The organism is Actinoallomurus sp. NPDC052274, assembly GCF_040679475.1.
Classification (GTDB): domain Bacteria; phylum Actinomycetota; class Actinomycetes; order Streptosporangiales; family Streptosporangiaceae; genus Actinoallomurus; species Actinoallomurus liliacearum.
The window spans coordinates 1-1,761 of the sequence record NZ_JBFAUT010000137.1; the positions used below are offsets into that span (position 1 = coordinate 1).

The 1,761-nt window shown below is 60.2% G+C and carries 2 protein-coding genes; both read left to right on the plus strand.

From position 1 onward, the window contains the following. Positions 1–699 precede the first annotated feature (699 nt). Positions 700–1,020, plus strand: a complete 321-nt coding sequence (locus AB0K82_RS44450) for a hypothetical protein (protein WP_345847078.1) — start codon at positions 700–702, stop codon at positions 1,018–1,020. Positions 1,021–1,100: 80 nt separating this feature from the next. Then, the coding region (locus tag AB0K82_RS44455; protein ID WP_364409783.1) for an aspartyl protease family protein at positions 1,101–1,761 on the plus strand (661 nt) is incomplete at its 3' end.

The window sequence follows — 1,761 nt, forward strand, 5'->3', positions numbered from 1 at the left end:
CAGCGAAGGACTTGATTTTGCTACGGAATCCGAGCTGGTCGCGCGGCTCGACGCCTGGCTGGCGGGATCCAGCACCGGCCTGATCCTGGCCTCCCACCGCCGCGCGCCGCTGGCGCTGGCCGAGCATGTGATCGCCATCGAGGATATCGCGCCAAGCTCATGAAAAGCGGCCATTATCGGCTCGCATCAAAGTGCCTCGGCCCTGGCGCGCGCAGGGATGTGCCAGGCGGAATCATCACCCCGAACTGCCCGCCGCTCGGGCTGCAAGGCACGCGGCTGCGCGCTCCTCATGAATATATGCGACGCCGCACCGGCCGCGCCCTTCGAGAATATTCATGTCGGCACTGCAACACATTATCCATTCAAAACAAATAGATAATCAGTTCCCAGATTTTATCCATAAAAATGGCGTTTAAATACGTCAATTCGGTGCAAATACGACTTCATAAATCTCGATTCTCGCGCATTCTACCTGACATGCAGCGCGAGTCAGGGCCCCGACCCTCGCACATTGCAGTAATTCTTCGCGCATGAACGCCGCTCGCGTCATGCATTGAAATAGATTCCTGCGGATTTGGATGATTACGCACATCATACATCATAGACACCAACATAGGATAATCCCGAATAAGACAAATACTTTACCAGATGCGTCAGAAACTCAGGCAGGTTTTCACTAGTAAGAGAAGGATTATTCCCATGCTCCGCGAACTTACTATGGACGAGATTGGCTTCGTGGCGGGTGGCCGCATGCAGGACCGCAGCCCCATGCCGAAGCCCACGGGCCCGGACGTGACCTCGGATGTCGGCGGCGGCGGCGGCATCAACGTCTGGAGCGGCGGCGGCGTGTCGGTCGGCGTGGGTCCGGTGGGCGGCTTCCCCCCGAACGGCGGCGTCGTGACCGTTACCATCGGGGGCAGCTCCGGCAGCAGCAGCACCAACAGCGGCACCGACTGGGCTGCAAAGGCCGACGACCAGCGCGAAAGAAATGATCGCAACAGCGGCTCGCCCAACGACTAAGGGCCTCGTCTGAAATTTGGGCTGCTGAAGGTGGGCGGCCACATATTCGCCGCCCACCGTTTCGAGAAGGTCGGGTCGCCATGAATCCCATGCTCCCCTTGGTTATCGCAAGTCTCTGCCTCTTCATTTCCCTCCCGGTTGCCAGTGCTCAAACTCGGGCAGAGCCGGAGGCGCGTTTCGGCTTCAACGCGACCAAGGCGATGGAATGGCTTCCCCTCTCCGGCGACGAAGCCGACGGTATCACCTTTCCCGTCACGGTGAACGGACAGGCGACCTATGCCGATATCGACACCGGCTCGACCGTGTCGGATGTGGCGCTGATTTCCTCCAAACTCGTGCCCCTGGCCAACGGGGCCAAGGATGGAAAGGCCATCTCAGCCAATGGATATGGCGGCGTCAGCCATTACCCTATCCGGCGCGCCGACAGCCTCGTGATCGGCGGAATCACACTACTCAATCAGCAGGTGGCGGTCACCGACAAGCCCCTGTCGCGGGACGAACGCGTCGGCGTCACGATCGGCATCAAAATGCTCATGGGCCTCACGCTGCAGGTCGACTGGGAGAATCGCCGCGCCCGCTTCCTGCTGGGCGGCGACCTGCCGAAGGATGCGGACACCGTGACGGTGGCGATCGACACACGAACGCACTTTCCCTTTGTTGACATCGAGGCTTGCGGAATCCCGGTGAAGGCATTGCTGGACACCGGCAGCGACAGCGACATCCATCTGGCACCTGAACGGG

What these genes read in the sequence shown, in the direction of transcription:
- AB0K82_RS44450 (WP_345847078.1), top strand. Translation starts at nt 700, where the DNA reads ATGCTCCGCGAACTTACTATGGACGAGATTGGCTTCGTGGCGGGTGGC.